This window comes from Nonomuraea sp. NPDC050663 (assembly GCF_044456985.1).
Lineage (GTDB): Bacteria > Actinomycetota > Actinomycetes > Streptosporangiales > Streptosporangiaceae > Nonomuraea.
In genome coordinates, this window is sequence record NZ_JBITGL010000019.1 from 146,039 (window position 1) to 171,454 (window position 25,416).

Consider the following 25,416-nt stretch of genomic DNA (forward strand, 5'->3'; position numbering starts at 1 on the left):
CAGTGTCGTCAGGCGGGGTCCACGGGGTCTTGAACAAGTTTGCGCCGCGACGCGCTGATGGCCGCGGAGATCCGGTCGACGTCGGCGCGTTCCGCGGGCGGCAGGGGCGCGCCGACCGACTCCCTGAGCGCGGCGGCCTCGTCCAGCAGGGCCGCCGCGCTCTCGTGGTCGCCCCCGGCGGCCGCGACCCCGGCGAGCCCTTCCGTGGCCAGGGCGACCGCCCGCCGGTCGCCGGCCTCGCGGGCCGCCGCGAGACCTTCCTCGTGCAGTGCCCTGGCCGTGGCGAGGTCGCCGCGCAGTTCGGCGATGAAGCCGAGTTCGGCCAGCAACAACGTCAGCCCGTAGAAGGGCACGCCGTAGTCGGCTTCCAGGCGGCGGTTCCAGGCCAGCGACTGCCCGAAGAGCCGCTCCGCCGCGTCGAGATCTCCCGTACGGCGGGCCGCGAGGCCGAGGCCGACCCGGGCGAACTCCTCGGCGAACCTGTCGGACTGCTCGGCGGCCAGGCGCATGCCGCGCTCGTGCAGGTCACGCGATCGGTCGAGATCCGCGGTCAGCAGGGCGATCCGGCCGAGGCTCGACAGCCGGTAGGAGGCGTCGGTCCACAGTTTCAGCTCCTCGGCGATGCGCAGCCCCTCGCCGAGCAGCTCGGCGGCCCGCTCGTAGTCACCGTTGATCTCGGCGAGGTAGCCGAGCATGTCGGAAGCCTGCAACCAGCCCCAGCCGTCGCCGAGATCGGCGAAGATCGCCAGGCTCTCGCTGCCCGCCTGCTGTGCGAGGGCGTGGTCGCCCTGGAACATCGCCTGCTTGGCGCGGCCGGCCAGCGCCGCTGCCTCGCCCCAGCGGTCGCCGGCGGCGCGGAAGGCGGCCAGCGCCTCGGTCAGCAGGCCCTCGGCGGTGGCTGCGTCGCCGAAGCTCAGGTGCGCGAGCGCGAGGAACCAGCGTTCCCGGGCGTCGCCGGGGTCCAGGTCTCGTGAGACGGTACGGCTGCGCTCGATCAGGTCGCCGCCGTCGCCGGTCAGCATGGCGAACCCGGCCTCCCATGCCGCTCTTTGGGCCGTTCTCCGGTCCGATCGGGCACCGGGCGGCGCCGCGGCGATGGAGGCGCGGCCCTCGCGGTGGCGGCCGCGCAGGAACCAGTACCAGGTGAGGGCGTCGACCAGGCGCGGGTCGGTGACATGGTCCAGCGTGGCCCGCAGGTTGACGGCCTCGGCGTCGAGGCGCTCCAGCCACTCGCGCTGGGCCGGGCCGTACAGCCGGGGCGCGGCCCGCTCCGCGAGCTCGACGTAGTAACGATCCCGGCTGCGCAGGACGGCCTCGCCGTCGCCGAGCCGTTCGAGGCAGTAGGCGGCGATCGACTCCAGCAGCCGGAAGCGGGCCTCACCCGCGGGTTCCACCATCGACCTGGCGACCAGCTGGTCCAGCACGTCGGCCACGTCCAGCCCGAGGTCCGCGCACACGTCCCGCGCCGCCTCCAGCGTGCTACCGCCGGGATGGACGGCCAGCCGGAGCATGACCTGGCGCTGCTCGTCGGTGAGCTGCTCCCAGCTCCAGTCGATCACCGCGCGCAGGGTCTGCTGGCGCGCCGGACGGCCCCGGCCCGAGACGGTGAGCAGGTGGAAACGGTCGTCCAGCCGGTCGGCCACGCCGCGCACCCCCAGCGCGCGTACCCGTGCGGCGGCCAGCTCCAGCGCCAGCGGCAAACCGTCCAGCCTCCGGCAGATCGCCGCCACCGCCGGAGCGCTCGCCTCGTCGAAGACGAATCCGGGCGCGGCGGCCGAGGCGCGGGCGACGAACAGCCGCACCGAGGCCGCCTGCCCCGGATCCTCTCCCGGGACCGGCAGGCCGAGCGGCGGCACCGCGTACAACGTCTCGCCGGGGAGGGCCAGCGACTCCTGGCTGGTCGTCAGGATGCGCAGGTCGGGGGCGGATCGCAGCAGCACGTCCACCAGGTCGGCGACCTGGCCGACCACGTGCTCGCAGTTGTCGAGCACCAGCAACGACCGCCTGCCGCCCAAAGCGTCGGCGAGCCGGTGCGCCAGGTCGGGCGGCCGCACGCCGGGACGCGAGCCGGTCGCCGTGTCGTCGCGCACGCCGAGCCGGGCCGCCACCACCTCGGCCACGCCCGCCGTCTCGCACCCGGTCCCGGCCAGCTCGACCAGCCACACGCCGTCGGGGAAGTCCTCGACGGCACCGGCGGCGACCGCCAGGGCGAGCCTGGTCTTGCCCACGCCTCCGGGACCGGTCAGCGTGACCAGCCGCGCGGAACCGAGCAGATCGGCTACAGCGGTCACGGCCTCCTCGCGGCCGATGAGCTCGGTGAGCTGGGCGGGAAGGTCCGTCCGCGGGCGTGCCGTGACCGGACGCGCGGGCGATGCCAGCGAGGGGTCCTGCCGCAACATCGCCCGCTGGAGGGCCGCCAGCTCGGGGCCCGGGTCCAGCCCCAGCTCGTCTGCCAGCAGCCGCCGTACCTCGTCGAAACCGGCCAGCGCCTCCGCCTGCCGTCCCGACCGGTAGAGCGCACGCAGGTGGGAGGCGCGCAGCCGCTCGCGCAGCGGGTGGGCGGCCACCAGCTCGCCCAGCTCGTCGGCGAGCAACCCGTGTTCCCCGAGCTCCAGCCGTACCTCCGCCTGTTCTTCCAGCGCCGTCAGGCGCTGCTCCTCCAGCCGGGCGGCGGCGGCTCGGGCGAACTCCTCGTCGCCGAAGCCGGCGTAGGCGGGCCCGCGCCAGAGCGCCAGCGCGTCGGCCAGGAGACCGGCTCTCGTCGCGGGCACGGTGGCGGCGCGGGCGCGCTGCAGCAGTTCGGCGAAGCGGGCGGCGTCCACGTCGTCGGCCCGCAGGACATAGCCGCCCGCCTGGAACACGACCAGCTCGCGCCCTCCCGGCTCGCCCTGCTCCAGGGCGCGGCGCAGCTGGGACACCTTGGTCTGCAGCGTGTTGGACGGGCGGCCCGGCGGGTCGTCTCCCCACAGGTCCTCGGCCAGGCGGTCGGCGGACACCGGCCGGCCCTCGTGAACCAGCAGGTCGGCCAGCAACGCGCGGACCTTCACCTCGGGGACCCGCACGAGCCGCCCGTCGTCGGTCCACACGCAAAGCGGGCCAAGCACACCGAATCGCACCTGGTCACCGTACCCGCAGCGAACCCCCAGCCGATCGTGAGCGCCCCCGGCCACTGTGGACCTCACCGAGAACGACTGAGGAGCAACACCATGAACCGTCAGATCCACCTGGTCTCCCGCCCCAACGGCGAGCCGCGGCCCGAGAACTTCGAGCTGGCCGTCACCGAGCTGCCCGAACCGGGCGACGGCCAGATCGTGGTCCGCAACACCTGGATGTCGGTCGACCCCTACATGCTCGACCGCATGCACGACAAGGAGTCGTACATGCCTGCGTTCCAGCTCGGCGCCCCCATGGAGGGCTCGGCGATCGGCGAGGTGGTGGCCTCGCGCTCCGCCGGCGTCCCCGTCGGCGCGACCGTCGTGCACTTCCAAGGGTGGCGTGAGTACGCGGTGGTGGACGCCGCCACCGCCACCGTCGCCGATCTGTCGCTGGCACCTGCAGAAGCGTGGCTGGGCGCGCTGGGCACCACCGGACTGACCGCCTACGTGGCCCTCACCCAGGTGGCCCCCGTGCGAGAGGGCGACGTCGTCTTCGTCTCGGCCGCGGCCGGCGCGGTGGGCAGCGTCGCCGGGCAACTGGCCCGCAAGCTCGGCGCCTCCCGCGTGATCGGCTCCGCCGGCGGGCCCGCGAAGACCGCGAAGCTGGTGGAGAGCTTCGGCTTCGACGCCGCGATCGACCACCGCGCCGGTTCGCTCGCCGAACAGCTGGCCCAGGCCGCCCCCGACGGCATCGACGTCTACGTCGACCACGTCGGCGGCGACCACCTGGTGGCGGCCATCGACGCGCTCAGGCACGGCGGCAGGATCGCGATGGTCGGCTCGATCAGCTCCTCCTACGCCGCCGGGCCGCTCCCCGGCCCCGCCAACCTGTTCGCCCTGGCCGCCAAGGACGCCACCCTGCGCGGCATGCTCGTCAGCTCCTACTTCCACCTGTTCCCCGAGTGGATCGGCAAGGCGGCGGGCTGGCTGGCCGACGGCTCACTGCGCACCGAGCTGACCGTGACCGAGGGCATCGACCGCGCTCCCGCCGCCTTCCTCGACATGATGCGCGGCGGAAACGTCGGCAAGATGCTGGTCAGGCTCTAGGGCCCGCCCCGGCGGCCATCTCGGCCAGGACGGCGTCGAGCGGCGTGGCCTCGACGCCGAGGACCTTGGTGGTCGCCGACGCGTCCAGGATGTTCGGCCGGTCGTACAGATAGAGCATCTCCGGGATCTCGGCCATGATCGAATCGGTGCGCGCGATCTCCTCCAGCCGGCGCCGGGGCAGGTGGGCCAGCTGCGGCGCCGGCGCCCGGGCCGCCTCCGCGAGACGGTGGGCCAGCTCGCGCACCGGGAGGTCGGACGTCGACGGCACGTGCCAGGCCCGGCCCCACGACTCCTCATGGCGCGCGGCGGCGGCGAGCGTGCGGGCCGCGTCGCCGGTGTAGGTCCAGCTGTGTGGCGCGTCCAGGTCGCCTGGGTAGTCAGCAGGCCGGCCCGCCAGCACCTGCGCGCCCACCATGAGCGTGAACGGTGAGTAGGCTCCCGCTCCCAGGAAGTCCGCGGCCCTGACCTCGGTCACCCGGACCCGGCCCGCCACGTGAGCGGCGAGGGCCTCGTGCCACATCCGCGCGCGCACCCGGCCCTTGCGGCTGGCCGGCGCCATCGGCGTCCCCGTGGTGACGGGCCCCTCGGCGGGCCCGTAGCCGTAGGTGTTGCCGAGCATGACGTAATCGGCCCCCGCGCGCTCGGCGGCGGCCAGCAACGCGGCGGCCAGCGGCGGCCACTCCTGCGGCCAGCGGTCGTAGGGCGGCATCGCGCAGTTGAACAACACCTCCGCCCCTTCCGCCAGATCCGGCAGCAGCACGGCGTCGCCTGGCACCCGCTCGATCCGCGGATGGATCGGGCCGCTGCCCCGGCGGGTGACAAGACGAACCTGGTGACCGGAGTCGGCCAGCAACCGCGCGAGCGCCGATCCGGTGGCACCGGCGCCCACGATGACCTGCAAGGACATGCTCCACTCCGCTTCATTGGGGGACCTGGTTGTCCACCCTGCCTCGCGGACGCCGCGTACGATAGTGGCCCGAATGCCAAGTATCCGGAGGTTCAGGCCATGCACCGGGTGGCCGTCATCGCCGTCCCACCGGCCACCACGTTCGACCTGTCCATCCCGGAACTGGTCCTCGGCGAAACGCTCGCCGACGGCCGCCCCGGCTACGCCGTACGCATCTGCGCGGCCGAGCCCGGCGCCGTGGCCACCAGCGGCAGCCTCCGCGTCGCCGTACCGCATGGGCTGGAGGTCGTCGACGACGCCGACACCGTCATCGTCACCGGCACGGGCGCCCGCGACGACATCGACGCCCGCGTGTTGCAGGCCCTGCGGCGAGCCGCAGAAGCGGGCAAGCGGGTCGCCTCGATCTGCACGGGAGCGTTCGTCCTGGCCCAGGCGGGACTGCTGGAAGGCCGCAGCGCCACCACCTACTGGGCCAGATCGGAGGAGTTCCGCCGCCGCTTCCCCACCGTCGACCTGCGGCCCGACGTGCTCTACGTCGAGGACGGTCCCATCTGGACCTCCGCCGGGCTGTCGGCCGGCATCGACCTGTGCCTGCACATGGTGCGCGCCGACTACGGCGCCGCGGCCGCCAACGCCGTGGCCCGGCTGGTCGTCGCCGCCCCCGTACGGCCCGGCGGGCAGGCCCAGTTCATCGCCTCACCGCTGCCACCGGAGACGGGCACCTCGCTCGCCGGCACCAGGGCATGGGCGCTGAAGCGGCTGCACGAACCTCTCACCCGCGCCGACCTGGCCTCCCACGCCCGCACCAGCATCCGCACCCTGGCCCGCCGCTTCCACGCCGAGACGGGGCTCAGCCCGTTGCAGTGGCTGCTGCACCAGCGCGTGGAGCGGGCCAGGGAGCTCCTGGAGAGCACCGACCTGCCCATGGGTCAGGTGGCCGAGCTCAGCGGCCTGGTCACAACGGACTCCTTGCGGCGGCACCTGTCACGGCGAACGGGCCTCACCCCAACCGCCTACCGCACGACGTTCACGCGCGCCACGCCCCGATCATGACGAGGCGTCGTTGACGTACCTGGCGACCTGGACGCGGTTGGTGACCTCCAGCTTGGCGAACACATTGCCCACGTATGTCTTGACCGTCGCGATCCCCAGGTGGAGCGCCGTGGCGATCTCCCCGTTGGTGAGTCCCTCGCTGATCGCCGCCGCCACCTCGCGTTCGCGGGCGGTGAGCCGGGCCAGCCGGGCGCGCGCGATTCTGCGGCGCTCGTCGAGGCCGTTGCCCGTGACCGTGGCGATGAGCCGCCCGGTGACGCCGGGCGAGAGCATCGGCTCGCCCAGCATCACCCGGCGGACGGCGCGCACGATCTCCTCCGGTTCGGTGTCCTTGACGAGGAACCCGTCGGCGCCGTGCCGCAGGGCGGTGAGCACCAGGTCGTCGGCGTCGAAGGTGGTGAGGATGACGATCCTGGGCAGCCGGCCGCGTTCGCGCAGGGCCTGGGTGGCGCGCAGGCCGTCCATGACGGGCATGCGGATGTCCATGAGCACCAGGTCGGGGCGTTCCCGCGCGACGACGGCGAGCGCTTCGCGCCCGTCGGCGGCCTCGCCCGCGATCTCGACCTCGGGGGCGCCGCCCAGGATCATCCGCAGTCCGGCCCTGACCAGCGGGTCGTCGTCGGCGATCACCACTTTGGGCATGGGAACCTCGCCGTCACCCGGAACGTGCCGTCGTGGAGGTCGTGGGTGAGGCGCCCGCCGGCCAGTTCGGCCCGTTCTGTCAGCCCGATGAGCCCCAGCCCGTCGCGGATCCTGCCGGTGAAGGGGTTCGACACCTCCACCTCCAGCCACTCCCCCGCGGTTTCGCGCAGCCGTACTGTCACGGGGGCGCCGGGAGCGTGCCGGCGCGCGTTGGTCAGCGCCTCCTGCACGATGCGGAAGCACGTGCGTGACAGGCTCTCCTCGACTCTGGGCACTGGCCGCCCGCCCAGGTCGAGCATCACGCCGACCCCCGCCTCGCGGACCTCGGCGAGCAGGGCGGGCAGTTCGAGCAGCGTCGGCTGCGGCGGTTCCACGCCGACCGCGTCGTTCTTGCGCAGCACTCCCAGGACCTGCCGCAGCTCCGCCAGCGCCAGGTGGGCGTTGGCGCGGATCGTCTGCGCCGTCTCCCGCGCCTGCTCGCGATCCAGGTCCTCGCGGAAGGCCAGTGCCCCGGCGTGCATGGCCACAAGGGAGATCCTGTGCGCCAGGACGTCGTGCATCTCGCGGGCGATCCTGGCCCGCTCCGCCGTACGCCCCTGTTCCTCCCACGAGGCGGCCAGTTCGCGCCGCGCGCCCAGGTAGAGGCCGAACACCATGGCCACCGCCAGCAGCGCGAGCGTGAGCAGTACGCTGCCGGCGGTCTCCGCGACGCTCGGCCGTACACCCGTGAACAGCGGGCGGTAGAGCCGGTCGCCGGCGCTCATCGCGGCGGCCAGCGTGGCCGCCGCGGCGACGGACCACGCGCGCCTGCGGTGGGTGGCCAGCGTCGCCGCCGCCAGCAGGGCGGGCCCGAGGGCGCTGACCGACACGGCCGCCGCCGCGACCGCCGCGAGCGTCACCGCCAGCGGGCGCCGGTGCCGCAGAGGTTGTACGGCAAGCGCCACGCAGCCCACGGCGGCGTCGACGACCAGCATCGGGCCGAGGAGATCCCCGGAGTAGTCGATCAGCATCGTGGTCGTCAGCATGATCCAGAGCGCGGCCCCGGCCAGCCCGGCCATCGCATAGGGCAGTAATCGGGACATGGCACCCACAGTAGGACAGCCCATCGTCGTGGCGGCTCCCCCCACGGGTGGAGCCGTTCGAGGCCCAGGGGGGAGGTCAGGGGACCCGGCGGAACCCGACGCTGGGATGCATGACCACCTCCTCCTCCGTCAAAGGCCAGGCCCGGTTCGCGGGCCTGCTGTACGCCCTCATGGCCGCCCTGGGCATCTGGGCCGAGCTCTTCGTCCGCGACAAGGTCCACGTCCCCGGCGACGCGGCGGCGACCGCCGCCCGGCTGGCCGAGCACGAGACCCTGGTCCGCTGGGGTCTGGCTGCCGACCTGGCGATGTCCACGGTGTTCGTCCTTCTCGGGCTCGCCTTCCAACGCCTGTTCCACCCCGTCTCCAGCCGCCACGCGACGGCGCTGCTCGTCCTGGTCGTCGGCGGCGCGACCAGCATGCTGGCCAAGCTGACCTTCCAGGCGGGAACCCTGACGGTGGACGACGCCGATCTGGCCCTGCTCATGCTGGATCTGCACCACGACGCCTATGTGATCGGCGGCATCCTGTTCGGGCTCTGGCTGCTGCCGCTGGGACAGTCACTGCGGCTGTCGGAGGACTTCCCCTCGTGGCTGGGGGTGGTCGTGCTCGTGGGCGGGGTCGCCTGGCTGGCGGACCCGGTGCTGGCGTTCGTGCTGCCGGAGTCGCTGGGGCTGCTGCGGGACCTGATCGCGGTGCCGACGTCGGTGGCGGAGTTCGGGCTGATCCTCTACCTGCTGATCAGGGGATCGAGGTCCTGACCGCCGCTCAGTCGGGCCGCAGCGACCCGCGCCGTGCCTTCCGTGTCGAGACCACCGCGCCGGCCAGGCCGCTCGCGGCGCAGACCAGCACCAGCCCCGCGTACTGCGTCACGGAGTAGGTGAACGCCGGCCGCCCGGTCGCGGCCACGCCGAGCGCGGTGAGTGCCGCCGCGGCGATGCCCGTCCCGAGGAGCGTGCCTGCGCACGTCACGATCAACGTCTCCCAGCACACCATCCTGGTGAGCTGCCGCGGCTTGACCCCCAGCGTGCGCAGGAGCCGGATCTCCTCTCCCCGCTCGGCCATCGTCATGGCCGTCGCGTTGAGCACCGAGATCACCGTATAGACGACGGCGGAACCCACCAGGATCGGCGCCGCCCACGCCGACGGCCCCGTGCGGACGACGCCGTCGGCCGCGTCGCCGGTCGACACGGCGAACAAGAAGGTGCAGGCCAGCGCGATGGTCAGCATCACCGGCGACGCCGCCGCCATGGCCCGCCGCGGCTGGGTGACCAGCGACGAACCGGCCAGCATCCCGGCCCCCGGGTCGAACCTGGCCACCACCAGCCCGACCAGCCAGCCCGCGCCGCGCAACACGACGGGACCCAGCGCGGAGGCGCCGACGCAGAGCACCATCGCCGCCCCCAGCCCGGCCGGCACCGCGGCCGTCGCCTTGACCTGCGGCACCAGGAACAACAACCCGCCGCCCCCGGCCAGGGCCATCACCCCGGCGACCGCCCTGGGCCAGGGCAGGATCCGCCGCTGCGCCGCGCTCTCCCGCAGCACCTCCAGCGGTCCCACCCCCACCGCCTTGCGCGCCGCGCCCCGGGCCGCGAGCAACGTCACCGCCAGCCCGACCACCAGCGCCACGACGAACGGCCACGGCGTGACCTCCACCGGCACCCCCTCCGGAGCCAGGCCGGTCATCCGCACGAACCCCGACATCACCCAGGCGTACGGCACGGCGAGCACGCAGCCTGCCGCACCCGCCAGGACGGCCACCACGAGCGCCTCCGCCGTGATCAGCCGGCTCACCTGCCGCGGCGTCATGCCGACCGACCGGAGCAGCGCCCACGTCCTGCGCTGGCGCAGCACGTGCAGGCTCAGCATGCCCGCGACCACGAAGACCGACACGAACCCCGACACCACGGCCGACAACACCAGCAGCCCTATGACGCCGTTCAGCTCGTCGCGCGCTCCGGCGCCCGCGACCACCAGCCCGCCGCCGCCCACCAGCGTCACCGCCAGGAGCACCGCCGCGAACGACGCGGCGAGGCCCAGCCGGTTGGTCCTGACGTTGTTCCAGGCGAGAACCATGGTCACCTGCGGCCCCCCAGCCGCATGCCGATCTGGTCGGCCGAGGGCCTGTCCAGGACGTCGACGATCCGCCCGTCTGTCAGGAACAGCACGCTGTCGGCCCTGGCCGCCGCCTCGGGGTCGTGGGTGACCATCACCACGGTCTGGCTGAACTCGTCGACCGCCTCGCGCAACAGGGCCAGCACCTCGTGCCCCGCCCCGCGGTCCAGCGCCCCCGTCGGCTCGTCGGCGAACAGCACCTCCGGCCTGCCGAGCAGGGCGCGAGCGATGGCCACCCGCTGCTGCTGACCCCCGGACAGCTGCGCCGGGCGATGCCCCTCGCGCCCGGCCAGCCCGACGCGGTGCAGCAACTCACGCACGCGCGACGGATCGGGCCGTCCCCGGCCGAGCCTGCTGGGCAGGATCACGTTCTGCCAGGCGGTCAACGACGGCACCAGGTTGAAGGACTGGAAGATGACGCCGATCCGGTCACGGCGCAGCACGGCCAGGTCCTTCTCCCCCAGGCGGGTGATGTCCCGCCCGGCGATGCGCACCTCGCCGCGATCCGGGCGGTCCAGGCCGGAGGCGCACTGCAGCAGGGTGCTCTTCCCGGAGCCGGAGGGGCCCATCACGGCGGTGAAACTGCCTCGCGGGAAGCCCACGCTCACCTGGGCCAGGGCGGTGACCTCCGTGGCGCCCTTCCCATGGCGCTCGACGCTCAGACCCAGGTCGCCGCATCCGGGTCGACGCCTCGATGGCGGGCGTGGGCGTCGATGACGTCGCGCAGCCAGACGGTCAGCCCCGGCTCGATCGCGTCGTAGTAGGCACTGAAGCCCGGATCGGCGACGTATTTCCTGCCCAGGCAGACCTGCATCGACAGGGTGCAGTCGAAGTAGGCGTCCATGGAGGCCCGGTGCCGCTCCGCCAGGGCGTCGGCCACGGCGCTGCCCGGCCTGACGCCGGCACGCTTGGCGGCGGCCAGGTCCTGTTCGAGCGTCCTGACGTTGTCGGCGACCCGCTGCCAGTCTTCGGGAGTCATACGTGCGGCACGCTCGGCGTACTGCGCCCACTGCGCCGTGTCGCCCCACCGCTCGCGTGCGACCTCGGTCAGCGACGGCTTCCAGCGTTCGCCGAAGATCGCGATCTGCTCCTCGGCGGAGAGCAGGATGCCGGTGCGCGCGGCCTCGATCATGCGGTCGACCGCGCCGACCATGGCCTGCAGGCGGGAGATGCGCTCGACGAGCTGGGCACGCTGGTGTTCCAGCGGCACGGTCATGTCGGCCGCCGGAGCGTCGAGGAGCTCGCCGATGTCGTCGAGCGACAGACCAAGCTCCCGGTAGATGAGCACGCGGTGGAGGCGGGCGAGGTCGGCGGCGGAGTAGAGCCGGTAGCCGCCGCCGCTCCGCGCGGACGGGCGGACCAGCCCGATCCTGTCCCAGTGGTGGAGGGTGCGGACGGTGACGCCGAGATGCGACGCCGCGGCCCCGACGGTCAGCCCGCCAAGACCCGCGGCGTCGTCCATCGCGGCATCGGTCACGCCATCGAGTCTGACATGCGCTTTCACCCCTTCGGCAGGCTGATGCCCTGCTCCTCGAGGAAGCGCGCCTCGACGCTGCCGGGATCGAAGAGGCGGGCCGCCGTCACGACCACGCGCGTGTTCTCCGGCGTGACGACCTCGACCTCCACGGTGTTCCACGGGGTCTGCCGCGGTCCCGCCGTGCACCCGGGCACCAGCTCGGTGCACGCCCGCACGATCTCGTCGACCTGGCTCAGCACGCAGCTGAAGCCGATGCTCATCGTCGACGGCACCGGCAAGGCGTCGGCCGGGACGAGCAGCACGTCCTGGAAGGCCCACCGCCGAAGATGCGTGACCTGGCCGGGGACCGTGAACAGGTCGACGAACCCGAGCCCGCGCGTCCAGAAGTCCACGGACGCGGCCAGGTCGGGCGTCGGCACCTTCACGAACAGCGGCATGCCGTAGATCCCTCGGTAGATCTCGGGCGGCGTCGCGTCGGGCCCGGGCGGAGGGACGGGGCTGATCTCGAAGGCGTCGTAATAGTCGGTCATGCGATTCAGCGTGCGGCCTGACGCGACGTCAGGGTCCAATCGGTCGAGCGCACCATGGGCCGTCAACGGCGGTGAGTCACCGCCATCAGCAAAGCGATCACCCCGCCGCAGATCATCACCGCCGAGACCGAGAAGGCGTCGACGACACGGCCCCCGAGGAACGCCCCGAGGGCGAAGGTCGCCTGGAAGGAGGCGGTGAACACCACCGTGGCCGCCTCGGGCGCGCGCGGGGCGGCGGCGATGAACGACGCCTGCGAGCAGACGGGCACGCCCCCGTACGCCAAGCCCCAGATCATGAGCAGCACCACGGCTCCGGCGAGCGAGCCGCCCAGCGTGGGCAGCAGCAGGGTGGTGGCCGCGATCAGGCCGCCGCACGTCACGAACGCGACTCGCAGGCGGGAGGCGGTGGCCTTCCCCGCCAGGAAGTTGCCGGCGATCCCGGCTACGCCGTACGCCAGCAGGACGGCGCTGACGGCGGCGGGAGGCAGGCCGGTGACGTCCTGGAGGAAGGGCGTGACGTAGGTGTAGGTGCCGAAATGGGCCAGCACGATGAGGAACGTGGCCAGCAAAGCTCTGGCTGCCCCCTTGGTCCGCAGCAGGTCGAGCAGGACGCGCGCGCTGGTGACCTGCTCGGCGGGCAGCGGCGGCAGCAATATCAGCAACGCGGCCATGACCAGGACGGCGAGCACCGCCAGGACCAGGAAGGCGGTCCGCCAACCGGCGAGGTCGCCGATGAACGTACCCGCCGGGACGCCCAGCACGGAGCCCAGCGGCACGGCGGAGAAGATCACGGCGGTGGCGGTGCCGACGGCCTGCGGCGGCATCAGGCGACCGGCCAGCCCGGCCCCGATCGACCAGAAGCCGCCGATGGTGAGACCGACCAGGACCCTGGAGATCAGCATGACCCAGTAGGACGTCGCCACCGCGGCCAGCACGTCGGCCACGGCCAGGACCGCCATGAGGACGCACAACATCACGCGCCGGTCCAGCCGCGCGGTGGTCAGCGTGACCACGGGCGCGGCGACGGCGGCGACGATGCCGGGCAGTGCCATGGTCAGGCCGGTGACGCCGTCGGAGATGCCGAAGTCGGCGCCGATGGCGGACAGGAGGCCGATGGGCAGGATCTCGCTGGTGACTATGGCGAAGATGCCGAGGGTGAGCGAGATGATCGCGAGCCAGGTGGTGAGGCGCGCGCGGACGAGTGTCGTGGACATGGTTCCCGTTCAGGCAGGTGTGCGGACATCCAGCCAAACAGGGGGTGGTGGGCAGGCACTGGCACGTTTCGGACGCGACCAGATCGCACCGCGTTGGGCTCAGGCGCCTCGGATCCCACGCATGGCCCGGATCAGCACAGGCATCGCGACCAGCAAGGCGATCCCTCGCAACACCCCGGCCACCGGGTACGGCGCCCGCAGGCCGAACGCGTACGCCACCAGTCCCCCGGCCAATGCCCCAAGCGGGATCAGTCCCCAGCCGACCATCCTGTAAGCACTGTTCACCCGGCCGAGCAGCTCGGACGGCACGATCCGCCGGGCGAGAGCCGAACTGCTCGGGGCACTGAGGTCGCCCGCGACGACGACGGATCTGGCGCGAGCGCTCGGGATCACGCCCAGCGCGGTGTCGCAGCACCTCCGGGTCTTGCGCGAGAGCGGGCTGGTCACGCGCGAACGATCCGGGCGGAGCGTGCTGTACATGACCACTCCTCTCGGGGCCTCCCTCACGGAGAAGCCGCTAGGCGGGCCGGATCACCTTGTCCAGCTCGCGACGTAGTTTGAGGCCAGTGTCGATCAGAGTGCCCAGGATGATCAGCACGAGCGCGCCCTTCACGATCTGGTCGGTCGGCTCGGCCGCGAAGATGGCGCCCACGGCCATGCACCACGCGAGCACGCCGCAGGTGAGGAGGAGCAGGCCGATGTCGATTCGCCGGGTCAGCGCCTGCCAGCGTCCGCGCACGATCAGCACCGCGTAGAGCACGAGGTGCAGGATCATCACGGTCAGCAGCCAGCGCGCGGAGGCTCAGGAAGCCTTCGTCCAGCGCGAACGCGTGGTAGGCGTTGGCGGCGGCGCGGCCGTCGTAGAAGTGGTCGAGGAGCCGTCCCGCGTTGAGCAGCACGAGCAGGCCGCAGATGGCGGCGGCGATTCCCGCGAGTGAGCCGTATCGGTTGACTCGGTCGCGGTCCGTGCGACGGGGTTTCCACGCGGCCGACTGCGGACGCCTGTGGCGCAGCCAGGCGCCTGCCGCGAAGCAGACCACGAGCAGGCCCGGCCACCACAGGGCCGACAGGGCGCTGCCGGTCCACCAGATCTGGAGCACGACGAGCAGGTCGGTGACCGAGTCGACCGGATGCCGGATCACGGTGTCCGCCAGCCCGAGCACCCAGATGACCGCCATGCCGATCAAGGTGAGGCGGACGAACCTGCGCGAGTTCGCCGGTTCGATGAGAGTCAGGAAGGGGTGGTAGCGGGCGGCGGCCTCGGCCGGGGAGCCGAAGGCGAGCACCAGTTCGTGCGCCATCTCCTCGTCGGCGGGCCGGCCTCGGTCGGCGGCCTTGGCCGCGAGTTCCTCCGTCAGGAGCATGCGCAACTCGGCCGCGACATCGCGCCGCTGCCCGCGCGGTAACAGGCGTGCCACGTCATCTGCGTATCTTCGGATGAGATCGTCAGGGTTCATGGTGCTCTCCGTCCTTCAGGAGAAGATCCATGGTGTCGTTGAGGCCGCGCCAGGTCGCCGTCAGCCGTTGGGGTACAGCTCGCGGCCTTCAGCGCTGAGCGCGTAGTAGCGGCGTGGTTGGCCGCCGTCGGTGCGCCATTCACTGGTCAGGACGCCCTGCGACTCCAGCCGCCTGAGCAGGGGGTAGAGCGTCCCCTCCTCGATGGGCATGCCGCTGTCCGCGAGCGATTTGCGCAGCTCGTAGCCGTAGCGTGCGACGTGCAGCTGCGACAGGGCGGCCAGGACGATGCCATGCCGCAGCTCCTGTTCGAGCTTGTCTCTCCTACCACCATGTGGCACACAGTCCATTGATGGGTCACTCGGTCGCGTTATCCGTCCCCGCGGGCCGGCGCGTCCATCCCGTGGAGGCGGTCACCGGCCGGTCGGGGTGGTTCCGGCGCACGCGCGTGTCGCGATACTGCGTGGACAGGACGATGTGGGTGTCCATCTGTCCGTGCTTGCCGATCTGCTCCAGCACGCCTTCCAGATGCGCCAGCGACGCGGCCCTGACCTTGAGCATCGAGCAGTGCTGCCCGCTCAGCTTGTCGACCTCGATCACCTCCGGGTAGTCCTCGGCGGCCGAGCTCTTCAGCAGGCAGGAGCCCGGCGCGCAGCGCAGCTCGATGTAGGCCTGGATGGGGAAGCCGGCCGCTCCCGGGTCGATGTGCGCCTGATAACCGGTGATCACGCCGCGCCGTTCCAGACGACGGATCCGGTCGGCGACGGCCGGGGCGGACAGATGCACCCGCCGGGCCAGCTCGTTGTACGACAGCCGGGCGTCGGCCTGCAACTCGTCGAGAAGCTTCCAGTCGAGGTCATCCAGGTCGTTTTCCGACCGAAAGGAATTCACGCGGCTCACTTTACGATCGGAGCCAACAACCGGCCAGGGACGCCTCGACGGCCATACTCGCCGGCCCATCGGCTGCCTAGTGTGAATCTCGTGATCAGGACCGGACACTTCGACACGCTGCCGGCCCGGGCCTGGCAGGACCTGGCACGGCGGGTCACCGACGCCGTGCTGATCGACGGCTCCTCCGGCTACGAGGCGGTGTTCAGACCTGCCGGGCAACGCTTCGCCGGGGTTCGCCCTCAGGCGGTGGTCCGTTGCCAGACCGCCTCCGACATCGGGGCCGCGCTCGATTTCGCCCAGCGCCACGGCCTGCTGGTGGCCGTACGCAGCGGCGGACACGATTTCGCCGGCCGCTCCACCACCACCGGACTGCTCATCGACCTCGGCGAGTTCACCGGAGTCCGCCTACAAGACGGATACGCGCGCATCGGCGCAGGCACGCGCCTCGCCGACGTGTACCGGCACCTCGATCGGCACGCCCGCACCCTGCCCGCCGGCAGCGGCCCCTCCGTCGCCATCGCCGGGCTGACCCTCGGCGGCGGTCTCGGCTTCCTCGGCCGGACCTGGGGGCTGACCTGCGACCGGCTCGTCGGCGCGCGCGTCGTCCTCGCGGACGGCAGCCTCGTCCGCTGCGACGAGAACGAGCACGCCGACCTGTTCTGGGCCCTCAGAGGCGGCGGCGCCGCCGGGGTCGGCGTCGTCACGGAGCTGTCGTTCGAGCCGGTCCCGTCCTCGCGGTGCACCGCCGTGGAACTCCGCTGGGACTACCGGCACGCCGCCCAGGTCACAGACGCCTGGCAGAGATGGAGCCCGGCCGCACCCGACGAACTCGCCGCCAGCTTGCTGCTCACCGTCCCTGCCGAGCCGTACGGCCTAGCGCGCGTGAGCCTGCTCGGAGTGGCCGTCGGACTGTCGCCCTCGCACACCGACGACTTGCTCAACGAGCTCATCACCCTGGCAGGAGCCCGCCCCCACAGCCGGCGGACATCATGGCAGGACGCCCCCCAGACCACGCTCGTGCCAGCCGGTGCGGACGGGCACCTGTTCTGCAAGTCCGCCTTCTTCCAGCAGGACATCCCGCCCAGTCCGCTCAACACCCTGGTCGATCAGCTGATCGCCGACCGGCGGCCCGGCGAGTCACGCGAACTCGACCTCACGCCATGGGGCGGCGCCTACAACCGTGTCCCCTCGCACGCCACCGCGTTCCCGCATCGCAGCGAACGCTTCCTGCTCAAACACACCGCCACGCTGCAGCCCGGCACCAGCCCGCCGGAGAGCGAATGGCTGCAGCACTCCTGGCAGACGGTCCAGCCCTGGTCCAGCGGCGGCGTGTACCCCAACTTCCCCGACCCCGCCCTCACCGATCCGGGACGCGCCTACTGGGGCGACAACCTCCCCAGGCTGGAACGGGTGAAAGCAGCCCACGACCCGCACGGCATCCTGCCCGGTCTGCGAACCTAGCCACCAAAGGATCTGGTCGCGTTGAGCGGGCGTCACCCTGGCCCGGTAGATGCGCCTCCGGCGTCGCGGTCAACCTGGTCCTCCACGAACGCCAGCGATTCGGCCTGGCCATGGCCGAGCTCGCCGAACAGTTGCGCGCGTCGGACTGGAGTTCCTCACCGGCGAGTTGCGAGGCGGCCACGATCCGTCCGGTGTGGCGCTCAACGTGCGCGCGGCCTTGTCACCCGTCATGCGCGTGCTCCGCGACCACGACACCAGCCGGCACCCGAGCCGCGAACTGTCCTTGGCCGATCCAACATCGTGATCAAGCCGAGGCACCAGCCCGTGACTCATGCGTCATCGCAGTTCAGAGGTTACTTCTCGAGGATTTCTGCAATTGCGACCGGGACCCGAGTCGGCGAGGCTACGGATGGCCGGTGCGCAGGGCGCGGTCTATGAAGGAGATGAGGTCGTCCAGGACCTCGTCCTTATTGGTCTCGTTGAACACCTCATGCCTGGCGCCCGGATAGATCCGCTCGGTCAGGTCGCTCCCCCGGACGGCGTCGATGCCGTCTCGGCTGGGGCCGGGAGGCACGAGTTCGTCGTCCTCCCCGTGCAGCCACAAGGTCGGCAGGCTCCCGAACGTGCCGCCCTTGGCGATCGTGGCCATCTCCTCGACGAATGCCTCCAGGGTGGCTCGCTTGAACGGCCCGGTCCACACCAGCGGATCAGCACCGGCGGCCTGGCCCACGGATGGATCACGCGACAGGATGGCCGGGTCGAGGGGCGCGTCGGGAATCTCGTCGAAGGACAGCAGCGTGGACACGACATGCCACTCGCCGATGACGGGCCCTGACAGGACGAGTGCGGCCAGGCCGATGCCGTAACGCTGAGCGAAGCGGGCAGCGATCATGCCGCCCATCGAGTGGCCGATCACTACGACGGGCAGGCTGGGGTGATCCTGGCGGGCACGTTCCTCGATGGTGCGCAGGTCGGTGACCACGTCCTCGAAGTCCTCGATCAGCGCGCGCTCGCCTTCGGATTTGCCGTGGCCGATGTGGTCGATGCCGTAGACGGCGCCGCCGTGCCGGATGAGCCGGTCGGCCACGTGCCCATAGCGACCCATGTGCTCGCCGTAGCCGTGGACCAGGAGTGCTAAGTAGCGCGGCTGCTCATTCGGCCACGCGTAGGCCGTGTTGGTTCCACGGACGCCGGCAACGGCGAATTCTCGCGGCTCGCTCATGCTCACTCCTTGATGGGAAACTGCGACGAAGCGGAAGGGGGTCATGGGCCGACAGGCCACGTGTCTCGCTGATGTCAGGCGGGCTTGGGCGCGGCGCTCGGGACGGATTCGGCTGCCGGGCTCTCGTCGATGATCGGCGGCTTGAGGAAGCTGGTTGCCCAGGCGACAGGGGTGGCGATCACGGCGATGAGGAGGCCGGCGATCACGGGGGCGGAGGGGCTGTGGGCGCCGATGGCCGCGCCACCGGTGATCGAGCCGATGGCGATGCCGACGTTGGCCGCTGAGGCGGGAAGGGACGAGGCGAGTGCGCCTCCCGGACCGGCCAGGCTGACGACCCGGTATTGCAGGGAGGGGACCATCCCCATCGCGAACAGGCCCCAGGCCAGTAGGGCCAGTACTACGAGGAACGCGATCGCGCCGACCAGGTAGAGGGCCAGGAGGCTGAAGGCCACGGCGATGGAGGCGACGGTCAGGGTCAGGGAAGCGTTACTGTCGGCGAAGCGGCCGCCGGCGATGGTGCCGACCGCGCTGGCGGCGCCGTAGGCGAGCAGGAAGGCGCTGATCAGGGCGCCGGAGATGCCGGTGACGTTCTGCAAGAAGGGCACGATGTAGGTCAAGGCCGCATACAGCGAGGCGAATCCCAGGGCTTGCAGGGCGAGCAGCGCGAGCACCCGCGGGGCGAAGGCGTATCTGGCCTGGTTGGCCGCGCCCCCGTTGGCGCCGGCCACGGACGGCACCAGGATGAGTGCCGCGAGCAGGGCGACGACGGCCAGCGCCACGACGGCGACGAACGAGCCACGCCAGCCGAGTTGCTGGCCGATCAAGGTGCCCAGAGGCACGCCGAGCGCGCCGGAGACCGCGAAGCCGCCGAAGACGGCGGAGATGGCCCGGCCCATGCGTTCCGGCGGCACGATCGAGGTGCCGACGCCGAAGGCGACCGCGACGAACAGGCCGCCGAGTGCGCCGGTGAAGGCGCGGGCGGCGACGAAGAGGGTGTAGTCGGCGACCAGTACCGGCACCAGGTTGCCCACGACGCACAGCAGGAGGGCCCCGGCCAGGACGGTCCGCTTGTTCAGCCTGATCGTCAAGGCGGTCAGGAGCGGGCCGCCGATGGCCACGCCGAGGGCGTAGGCGGTCACCAGCGCGCCGGCCGCGGGGATGGACACCTTCAGGTCGGTCGCGATCAGGCTGAGCACGCCGACCGGGAGCAGCTCGGCGCTGCCCAGCACGAACGTTCCAAGGAACAGCGTCGCCAGCGCCAGGGTGGTCTTACCCTGGCCGTGCGCCGCTCGCTGCCTATCCATGCGGGACCCTTTCTTGTCGTGTCGCGCTGCACACAGTTGCTGCGGCGAACGGCCGCCGGCATGTCCCTGTGCGGGAGAGAAGGTCCGAGCGGCACCGCGGAATGTTAGGGATCGTTCCCTTTCGGTAGACTATAGGGAACGAACCCTAACATTGGCAATCGGGAGGGGCCGTGCAGAGAACCGCCGCGAAAACCAGATCCCACGTGCTACATGTGGCCGGCGAGCTGTTCTACCGAAAAGGCATCCGTGCCACCGGCATCGACCTGGTCGCGGTCCAGGCCGATGTCGCCCCCACCACCCTGTACCGGCTGTTCACTTCCAAAGACGGTCTGGTGGGCGCGTACGTCGAGAACACCCATCAAGACTTCCGGGCTCAAGTCGCGGGGGCCACTCTGGCGGCCGGCCCCGACCCCCGCGACCAGATCCTGGCGATCTTCGACGTGGTCTTCGACCAGGTCAGCTCCGAGCAGTACCGCGGCTGTCCCATGCAGATGGCGCTGGCCGAGTTCCCCGACCCCGACCTGCCGGCCCACCGCAACGCCGTCATCGCGAAATCCTGGTTCCGCGAGACCATCGGCGAGCTGACCGCCCGACTCGACATCGACGATCCCGGCCAGCTTGCCGACCATCTCACGCTGGTCTTCGAAGGCCTGCACGCCTCAGGCCAGTCGCTCGGCCCGCAAGGCCCTGCCAAGCAGGCACGCAGCCTCATCGAGAAGCTCATCCCGGCCGCACCGGTCCGCTGAGGCCTTGCCTCCAAAGCGGCGGGTCCAAACCATGACGTCTCCCATCGACGACGTCGCCACGCGCGTGATGGCCGAGGCGAGCAGATACTGGGCGATCACCTGGCGGGCTCGGAGTCCGGGAGGGAGTTCGGCGAGGGGCTGACTGTGGCGGAGAACTTCACCCGCCGGCAAGGACCTGTCCTACGGCAAGGCGGGCGACGACCGCGAGCACGCAGAAGTGTCCGCGCCGGCCTTGGCGATCATGTATTTGTACAGCCGGGCTGACTCGCCACCTGGAACGCGTGGCACCCCCCGCCCCATCGGCCTCTCCGACCTGGCAAGCTGCAACCACTCGGGCCTGAGGCCTGCTGCCAGGCGTGATCGGATGGGGGCCGCGGCGGGGTTCGCGCTGGTCATGCCGGTTCATCGACTCCCGCCGTCGCAGCGCCCCGCCCGGTGTCAGCTTCGCCGCGCCCAGCGGCGAGAACTTCGGGCCCGACCAGCGGCCAGCCACCCGCACGATGGCTCAAACAGGACGAACCCGATTCGAACACCCCAGAAACGACAAGATCCCGCCTGATCGCGATGATCAGACGGGATCCCGTCAACTTCAGTCCGGCCGTTTCAAGAACGGCCCGGGGTGGAGATGAGGGGATTCGAACCCCTGACCCCTTCGATGCGAACGAAGTGCGCTACCGGACTGCGCTACATCCCCAAGGACTCGACCAGGTTAGCAAACTTCCGCCACTCCTCGCGCCACCCGATCAATCCCCCACCGCCCGCCGGGGCGGTTCTGCGTACTGATCGAACAGCACGTCCGCTTGCCGCGCCTGGAACGCGATGATCTCCGCCTCCGCCTGGGCCACCGCGGCGGCCTCGGCGGCGCGGCGTTGGGCGCGGACGCGGCGGGCGCGTTCGGCCCGTGCCAGGGCGGTGTGGTTGCGCCGCTCGCGGTCGACGGTGACGGCGATGCGCAGCACGCCGGCGTACGAGAACAGGATGACGCCGGCGGGAGCCACTCCCCACCAGGGGATGACCTTCACCGCGGCGGTGACGATGGAGGCCACGCAGAGCAGGACCGAGAAGAACAGCAGCCTGCGCCGGCGGGCGACGATGATGGCCCGGTGCCTCGCGCGGATGTGCCGGAAGTCGGCCAGCGACCGCTCGAGCGTGTCGGGATCGTAGGTTTCCTGAGCCTCTTCGAGAAGCTCGTCGGCCTCGTAGAAATCCTCTTCCAGCTCGGCGAGGTGGTTCTTGTCGCGCCGCAGCCACAGGGGCACCAGCACGCACAACCACATCACCACGATGGCGAGATAGAGGAAAACCGCGCTCACGGCCACCTCCTTGCAGCACGACGAAGACGCTGGGCGTCTGGTTGCGTCTTCGATGTGCTCACGTCACGCACCGTAAGACCGCGTGTCACTGATTGACGAGCATTCGGTGCGGTGTGTCGCGAGATCGTCAAAGCTCTTCCACCGCGGACCCGGCTCGACGCCACTGCACGAGCAGGCCGCGAGGGGCGTCCTCAACGGTCAACGCGTAGCAGATGTGGTCGCGCCAGGCCCCGTCGATGTGGAGTTGACGGCGCCGAATGCCTTCTTCCCTGAACCCGAGTTTCTCAACCACGCGGCGGCTGGCGGAGTTCTCTGGCCGAATGTTGGCCTCGATGCGGTGAAGTCCGGCGGTGAAGAAACAGTGGTCGACGGCCATGGCCAGGGCGGTGGGGGTGACGCCGCGGCCGGCGAGTGCGCCGTCGATCCAGTAGCCGACCTGGGCGGAGCGGGCCGAGCCCCAGACGATGGCGCCGACGGTGAGCTGGCCGGCGAAGCGGCCCTGGTAGGTCATGACCCAGGGCATGGACAGGCCTTGGCGGGCCTCGCGGCGGAGCGTGCCGACCATGGAGACGTAGGGCCCGAGCCCGGTGCGGAACAGAGGGGTCTCGGGGTTGCTGGGCTCCCAGGGACGCAGCCAGTCGGCGTTGCGCAGCCGGGTCTCGCGCCACATCCGGACGTCGGTCAGCCGCAGGGGCCGCAGCCCCACGGGCCCCTCGGTCAGGGTGGCGGGCCAGCCACGAAATCGATCCACACCTGCATCATCTCTCAGCGAGGGTGGTCGCCACCACGAATCTGATCCACAGCATGACGAAGGACAGGCAGGAGTACGGCAAGGCCGTCACGCACGCCGCCGGTCGATCCGGGCAGATTGACTATCAGGGTGTTTCCGGCTTGTCCGGCAAGTCCTCGCGAAAGGATGGATGTCGGAACTTTGTCGCGGTTTGCCTGACGAATGGCCTCCGCGATGCCGGGAATTTCGCGAGAAATTACGCGCGCGGTCATCTCCGGAGTGAGGTCCTGTGGGGTCAGCCCGGTGCCTCCGGTGGTGACGATGACGTCGTATCCGTCGGAGACGCCCTTCCGGAGAGCGTCTTCGACCGCCTGGCCGTCGGGGACGACGAGCGGGCCATCGACATCGCAGACCTCGGCGAGGCCGGCCGCCAGGATTGGCCCGGACTTGTCGGCGTAAACTCCGGCCGAGGCGCGGTTCGAGACCGTGATGACGAGAGCACGCACGCTCATGACCTGGTCCACACGCCGGTTTTACCCCCGGTCTTCTCCTCGACCCGCACGTCGCTGATCACCGCGCCCGGGTCGACCGCCTTGACCATGTCGATCAGGGCCAGCCCGGCGACCGCCACGGCCGTCAGCGCCTCCATCTCGACACCGGTGCGATCGGCGGTCTTGACCACGCAGGTGATCTCCACGCCCGAGTCGACGATCTCCAGCGTGACCTTGACGCCGTGCAGCGCGATCGGATGGCACAGCGGGATCAGGTCAGGCGTGCGCTTGGCCCCCATGATCCCGGCGATGCGGGCCACTCCGAGCGCGTCGCCCTTGGGGTTGTGGCCCGAGCGCAGCAGCTCGACCGCCTCGACCGACAGCAGCACCCGGCCGGTCGCGGTCGCCGTACGGACCGAGGTGTCCTTGGCGGACACGTCGACCATGCGGGCGGCGCCGCTCTCGTCGAGGTGGGTGAACCGGCTCACAGGGGCAGCACCTCCACCACCGTGCCCGCGGGAAGCTCGGTGACGTCTTCAGGGACGACGATCAGGGAGTTGGCCGTCGCCAGGGCGGCGAGCTGGTGGGAGCCCTGCCCGTGGACCGGCGCGACCGTGCCGTCGGAGGACAGCACGCCGCGCAGGTAGGAGCGCCGTCCCTCGGGCGAGCGCAGCGGCCCGACCGTGGTCGCCCTGGTCAGCGTGTGGGGCGCGACCGGCAGGCCCTTCATCTTGCGCAGCGCGGGCTCCACGAAGAGCACGAACGACACGAAGGACGAGACCGGGTTGCCGGGCAGCGCGAAGATGGGGACGTGGTCCTCGCCCACGACGCCGAAGCCCTGCGGCATGCCGGGCTGCATGGCGACGCGCTCGAAGCGCACCGTGCCCAGCGGTGACAGCGCCTCCTTGACCGGCTCGTAGGCGCCCATGGACACCCCGCCGCTGGTGATCACCAGGTCGGCGCGGACCAGCTGGGCGTCGAGCTGGTCGAGGAAGTCGACGGGGTCGTCGCCGACGATCCCGACGCGGAAGCTCTCGCCGCCAGCGTGCCGTACGGCAGCGGCCAGGGTGTAGCTGTTGGAATCCCAGATCTGGCCGGGGCCGAGCGTGGTGCCAGGTTCGACGAGCTCGGCGCCGGTGGCGATGACGACGACGCGCGGGCGCGGGCGCACCCAGACGCGGCGGCGGCCCACCCCGGCCAGGATGCCGAGCTGGGTGGGTCCGATGACCGTGCCCGACTTCAGCACGATCTCGCCGGCCTGCACATCTTCGCCGGCGCGCCGGATCGCGTTGCCCGCCGCGGCGCCGCGGTTGATGACCACGGAGGCGGTGCCGCCGTCGGTCCACTCGACGGGCACGACGGCGTCGGCGCCGGGCGGGACCGGCGCGCCGGTCATGATCCGGACGGTGTGCCCGGGACCGACCGCGCGCAGCTCACCGGAGCCGGCCGCGACGTCGTCGACGACCGGCAGCGTGACCGGGATGCCCGCCAGGTCGGCGGAGCGCACGGCGTAGCCGTCCATGGCCGAGTTGTCGAAGGGCGGCAGCGGCACCGGTGAGGAGACGTCCTCCGCCAGGGTGGTGCCGAGCGCGCGCTCCAGCTCCATCTCCAGCGGGGCCAGGGGCCGGATCGTGGCCAGCACCTCGGCCAGATGAGCGTCAACCGACTTCATTGAGGAATTCTCGCAGCCACGGCACGAATTCGGGTGCCAGGTCGGGCCGGTCGGCCGCGAACTTCACCACCGTGCGCAGGTAGTCGAGCTTGTCGCCGGTGTCGTAGCGCCGCCCGCGGAACAGCACGCCGTGGACCGGCCCGCCCTCCTCGGTGGAGCGCCCGGCGAGCGTGCGCAGCGCGTCGGTCAGCTGGATCTCGTTGCCGCGCCCCGGCGGGGTGTTCTCGAGCACCTCGAAGACGGCCGGGTCGATGACGTAGCGTCCGATGATCGCCCAGTTGGACGGCGCCTCGTCGACCGGCGGCTTCTCGACCAGGTCGGTCACACGCACGACGTCGTCTTCCGCGGTCGCCTGGATGGTCGCCACGCCGTAGAGGGAGACCTGCTCGCGCGGGACCTCCATGAGGGCGATGACGCTGCCGCCGTAGGTGCCGCGCACCTCGATCATGCGCTTGAGCAGCTCGTCGCGGTGGTCGATGAGGTCGTCGCCGAGCAGGCACGCGAAGGGATGGTCGCCGACGTGCTGCTTGGCGCACAGCACGGCGTGGCCCAGGCCCTTCGGCTCGCCCTGGCGCACGTAGTGGAGCGTCGCCAGGGAGGCGGGCTCGCGCACCTGGGACAGGCGCTCGTCGTCGCCCTTGGCCTCGAGGACCTCTTCGAGCTCGAAGGCGCGGTCGAAGTGGTCTTCGATCGATCGTTTGTTCTTGCCGGTGACCATCAGGACGTCGAGGAGCCCGGCGGAGGCCGCCTCTTCGACGACATACTGGATCGCGGGCTTGTCGACGATCGGCAACATCTCCTTGGGAGTCGCCTTGGTCGCCGGAAGGAACCGGGTGCCCAGACCCGCGGCGGGCACGACGGCTTTCGTCACAGGGTCGAAGTCAGCCATGGTGTAGACCCTAGTGGAGGTAA

At 71.3% G+C, this 25,416-nt stretch carries 27 protein-coding genes and 1 tRNA gene; 7 read left to right on the plus strand and 21 right to left on the minus strand.

The annotated features are described in order from the left end of the window. Nucleotides 1-8: 8 nt before the first annotated feature. Nucleotides 9-3,104 carry a BTAD domain-containing putative transcriptional regulator gene (locus ACIBH1_RS40570; RefSeq protein ID WP_397319383.1) on the minus strand — a complete coding sequence of 1,032 codons (3,096 nt, stop codon included), beginning with the start codon at nt 3,102-3,104 and terminating at the stop codon, nt 9-11. A gap of 102 nt (nt 3,105-3,206) precedes the next feature. On the opposite strand from ACIBH1_RS40570, the gene ACIBH1_RS40575 reads away from it, so the two are divergent. Continuing rightward, entirely contained in the window at nt 3,207-4,202 is a 996-nt protein-coding gene (locus tag ACIBH1_RS40575; RefSeq protein ID WP_397319384.1) for an NADP-dependent oxidoreductase, read from the plus strand. On the opposite strand, the gene ACIBH1_RS40580 is transcribed toward ACIBH1_RS40575, so the two are convergent. Continuing rightward, complete coding sequence (locus tag ACIBH1_RS40580) at nt 4,192-5,109, minus strand: NAD-dependent epimerase/dehydratase family protein (protein ID WP_397319385.1); 918 nt, start codon at nt 5,107-5,109, stop codon at nt 4,192-4,194. The two genes, ACIBH1_RS40575 and ACIBH1_RS40580, sit on opposite strands and share 11 nt — an antisense overlap. Nucleotides 5,110-5,208: 99 nt before the next feature. Here ACIBH1_RS40580 and ACIBH1_RS40585 point away from each other — a divergent pair, with 99 nt between their 5' ends. After that, on the plus strand, nt 5,209-6,162 hold the full coding sequence (locus tag ACIBH1_RS40585; protein ID WP_397319386.1) for a GlxA family transcriptional regulator: 954 nt from the start codon (nt 5,209-5,211) through the stop codon (nt 6,160-6,162). On the opposite strand, the gene ACIBH1_RS40590 is transcribed toward ACIBH1_RS40585, so the two are convergent. Both ACIBH1_RS40590 and ACIBH1_RS40595 read right to left on the minus strand, forming a co-directional pair. Further along, nucleotides 6,157-6,804, minus strand: coding sequence for a response regulator (locus ACIBH1_RS40590; RefSeq protein ID WP_397319387.1), 648 nt, complete (start codon nt 6,802-6,804; stop codon nt 6,157-6,159). The two genes, ACIBH1_RS40585 and ACIBH1_RS40590, sit on opposite strands and share 6 nt — an antisense overlap. After that, on the minus strand, nt 6,789-7,886 hold the full coding sequence (locus ACIBH1_RS40595; RefSeq protein ID WP_397319388.1) for a sensor histidine kinase: 1,098 nt from the start codon (nt 7,884-7,886) through the stop codon (nt 6,789-6,791). The genes ACIBH1_RS40590 and ACIBH1_RS40595 overlap by 16 nt, the downstream gene beginning before the upstream one ends. Nucleotides 7,887-7,996: 110 nt before the next feature. Here ACIBH1_RS40595 and ACIBH1_RS40600 point away from each other — a divergent pair, with 110 nt between their 5' ends. After that, complete coding sequence (locus ACIBH1_RS40600; protein WP_397319389.1) at nt 7,997-8,644, plus strand: DUF4386 domain-containing protein; 648 nt, start codon at nt 7,997-7,999, stop codon at nt 8,642-8,644. A 7-nt stretch (nt 8,645-8,651) separates the two neighbouring features. Here the strand turns inward: ACIBH1_RS40600 and ACIBH1_RS40605 are convergent, their stop codons facing one another. The 5 genes from ACIBH1_RS40605 to ACIBH1_RS40625 all read right to left on the minus strand — a co-directional run bounded on the left by ACIBH1_RS40605 (nt 8,652) and on the right by ACIBH1_RS40625 (nt 13,219). Beyond that, entirely contained in the window at nt 8,652-9,959 is a 1,308-nt protein-coding gene (locus ACIBH1_RS40605) for an FtsX-like permease family protein (protein WP_397319435.1), read from the minus strand. A gap of 2 nt (nt 9,960-9,961) precedes the next feature. Further along, nucleotides 9,962-10,606 (minus strand): ABC transporter ATP-binding protein, encoded by a 645-nt coding sequence (locus tag ACIBH1_RS40610; RefSeq protein ID WP_397319390.1) that lies wholly within the window; start codon nt 10,604-10,606, stop codon nt 9,962-9,964. A 50-nt stretch (nt 10,607-10,656) separates the two neighbouring features. Further along, nucleotides 10,657-11,475 (minus strand): MerR family transcriptional regulator, encoded by an 819-nt coding sequence (locus ACIBH1_RS40615; RefSeq protein WP_397319391.1) that lies wholly within the window; start codon nt 11,473-11,475, stop codon nt 10,657-10,659. 23 nt (nt 11,476-11,498) lie between these two features. Beyond that, nucleotides 11,499-12,005, minus strand: a complete 507-nt coding sequence (locus ACIBH1_RS40620) for a VOC family protein (protein WP_397319392.1) — start codon at nt 12,003-12,005, stop codon at nt 11,499-11,501. A 62-nt stretch (nt 12,006-12,067) separates the two neighbouring features. Then, entirely contained in the window at nt 12,068-13,219 is a 1,152-nt protein-coding gene (locus ACIBH1_RS40625; protein WP_397319393.1) for an MFS transporter, read from the minus strand. Nucleotides 13,220-13,589: 370 nt separating this feature from the next. Between ACIBH1_RS40625 and ACIBH1_RS40630 the strand changes: the two genes are divergently transcribed. Continuing rightward, a complete protein-coding gene (locus ACIBH1_RS40630) occupies nt 13,590-13,775 on the plus strand; it encodes an ArsR/SmtB family transcription factor (protein WP_397319436.1) in 186 nt (61 codons plus the stop codon). Here ACIBH1_RS40630 and ACIBH1_RS40635 read toward each other — a convergent pair. After that, nucleotides 13,737-13,997 (minus strand): hypothetical protein, encoded by a 261-nt coding sequence (locus ACIBH1_RS40635; protein ID WP_397319394.1) that lies wholly within the window; start codon nt 13,995-13,997, stop codon nt 13,737-13,739. The genes ACIBH1_RS40630 and ACIBH1_RS40635 overlap by 39 nt on opposite strands. Before the next feature lie 188 nt (nt 13,998-14,185). Here ACIBH1_RS40635 and ACIBH1_RS40640 point away from each other — a divergent pair, with 188 nt between their 5' ends. Beyond that, entirely contained in the window at nt 14,186-14,467 is a 282-nt protein-coding gene (locus tag ACIBH1_RS40640) for a hypothetical protein (protein ID WP_397319395.1), read from the plus strand. Between the two features lie 269 nt (nt 14,468-14,736). On the opposite strand, the gene ACIBH1_RS40645 is transcribed toward ACIBH1_RS40640, so the two are convergent. Both ACIBH1_RS40645 and ACIBH1_RS40650 read right to left on the minus strand, forming a co-directional pair. After that, nucleotides 14,737-15,015: a PadR family transcriptional regulator gene (locus ACIBH1_RS40645; RefSeq protein ID WP_397319396.1), complete on the minus strand. Its 279-nt coding sequence runs from the start codon at nt 15,013-15,015 to the stop codon at nt 14,737-14,739. Between the two features lie 16 nt (nt 15,016-15,031). Then, nucleotides 15,032-15,565, minus strand: coding sequence for an Lrp/AsnC family transcriptional regulator (locus tag ACIBH1_RS40650; protein WP_397319397.1), 534 nt, complete (start codon nt 15,563-15,565; stop codon nt 15,032-15,034). 90 nt (nt 15,566-15,655) lie between these two features. On the opposite strand from ACIBH1_RS40650, the gene ACIBH1_RS40655 reads away from it, so the two are divergent. After that, nucleotides 15,656-17,026: an FAD-binding oxidoreductase gene (locus ACIBH1_RS40655; protein ID WP_397319398.1), complete on the plus strand. Its 1,371-nt coding sequence runs from the start codon at nt 15,656-15,658 to the stop codon at nt 17,024-17,026. Nucleotides 17,027-17,429: 403 nt separating this feature from the next. Here ACIBH1_RS40655 and ACIBH1_RS40660 read toward each other — a convergent pair whose 3' ends face one another. Next, nucleotides 17,430-18,248, minus strand: a complete 819-nt coding sequence (locus ACIBH1_RS40660) for a lysophospholipase (RefSeq protein WP_397319399.1) — start codon at nt 18,246-18,248, stop codon at nt 17,430-17,432. Between the two features lie 74 nt (nt 18,249-18,322). After that, nucleotides 18,323-19,552 (minus strand): MFS transporter, encoded by a 1,230-nt coding sequence (locus tag ACIBH1_RS40665; protein ID WP_397319400.1) that lies wholly within the window; start codon nt 19,550-19,552, stop codon nt 18,323-18,325. A 203-nt stretch (nt 19,553-19,755) separates the two neighbouring features. Here ACIBH1_RS40665 and ACIBH1_RS40670 point away from each other — a divergent pair, with 203 nt between their 5' ends. Continuing rightward, a complete protein-coding gene (locus tag ACIBH1_RS40670) occupies nt 19,756-20,298 on the plus strand; it encodes a TetR/AcrR family transcriptional regulator (protein ID WP_397319401.1) in 543 nt (180 codons plus the stop codon). 620 nt (nt 20,299-20,918) lie between these two features. Here the strand turns inward: ACIBH1_RS40670 and ACIBH1_RS40675 are convergent. The 7 genes from ACIBH1_RS40675 to galU form a co-directional block, all read right to left on the minus strand. After that, a tRNA-Ala gene (locus tag ACIBH1_RS40675) sits at nt 20,919-20,992 on the minus strand. Nucleotides 20,993-21,041: 49 nt separating this feature from the next. Then, entirely contained in the window at nt 21,042-21,611 is a 570-nt protein-coding gene (locus ACIBH1_RS40680; protein WP_397319402.1) for a hypothetical protein, read from the minus strand. Nucleotides 21,612-21,738: 127 nt separating this feature from the next. Further along, nucleotides 21,739-22,362: a GNAT family N-acetyltransferase gene (locus ACIBH1_RS40685; RefSeq protein ID WP_397319403.1), complete on the minus strand. Its 624-nt coding sequence runs from the start codon at nt 22,360-22,362 to the stop codon at nt 21,739-21,741. Nucleotides 22,363-22,376: 14 nt separating this feature from the next. Beyond that, nucleotides 22,377-22,853 (minus strand): molybdenum cofactor biosynthesis protein B, encoded by a 477-nt coding sequence (locus tag ACIBH1_RS40690; protein ID WP_397319437.1) that lies wholly within the window; start codon nt 22,851-22,853, stop codon nt 22,377-22,379. Beyond that, the gene (gene moaC, locus ACIBH1_RS40695) at nt 22,850-23,320 is read right to left on the minus strand and encodes a cyclic pyranopterin monophosphate synthase MoaC (RefSeq protein WP_397319404.1); all 471 of its coding nucleotides are present in this window, start codon (nt 23,318-23,320) and stop codon (nt 22,850-22,852) included. The genes ACIBH1_RS40690 and moaC overlap by 4 nt, the downstream gene beginning before the upstream one ends. Continuing rightward, nucleotides 23,317-24,504, minus strand: coding sequence for a gephyrin-like molybdotransferase Glp (gene glp, locus ACIBH1_RS40700; RefSeq protein WP_397319405.1), 1,188 nt, complete (start codon nt 24,502-24,504; stop codon nt 23,317-23,319). Before glp ends, moaC begins: the two co-directional genes overlap by 4 nt. After that, nucleotides 24,491-25,393: a UTP--glucose-1-phosphate uridylyltransferase GalU gene (gene galU, locus ACIBH1_RS40705; protein WP_397319406.1), complete on the minus strand. Its 903-nt coding sequence runs from the start codon at nt 25,391-25,393 to the stop codon at nt 24,491-24,493. Before galU ends, glp begins: the two co-directional genes overlap by 14 nt. Between the last annotated feature and the right edge of the window lie 23 nt (nt 25,394-25,416).